The following is a 380-nucleotide window of genomic DNA, read 5'->3' as shown; positions in this document are numbered from 1 at the left end:
GACTAAATGTGCAGTTCCTGCAACTTCTCTTTCGGCAGCGCCAGTTCTTCGTTGCTGTTGATGCGCACGTCACGTTCCAGAATGTTACGCGCAATATCCTGCGCTTCCTGCAACGAGTGCATCTGGTAAGTGCCACACTGGTAGACGTTCAGTTCCGGGATCTGATTCTGATCCTGCACTTTCAGCACGTCTTCCATTGCCGCTTTCCAGGCATCAGCGACACGCTGCTCATCTGGCGTACCAATCAGACTCATATAAAAACCGGTGCGGCAGCCCATTGGCGAGATATCGATAATCTCTACACCATTACCGGTAAGATGGTTACGCATAAAACCAGCAAACAGGTGCTCCAGGGTATGGATCCTGTCTCTTATACACAT

Annotated in this window: 1 protein-coding gene; it reads right to left on the bottom strand. The window is 50.3% G+C overall.

Going from position 1 to position 380, the window contains the following annotated elements; all coding sequences use genetic code 11:
• Positions 1-2 precede the first annotated feature (2 nt).
• A partial coding sequence (gene luxS / locus ACXIUA_RS00310; RefSeq protein WP_457975867.1) for an S-ribosylhomocysteine lyase occupies positions 3-380 on the bottom strand: 378 nt, incomplete at its 5' end.

It is taken from the genome of Corynebacterium sp. UMB8791, from assembly GCF_054166365.1.
Note: the sequence above shows the minus strand (reverse complement) of the source record. Positions and strands in the feature narration are given on the sequence as shown.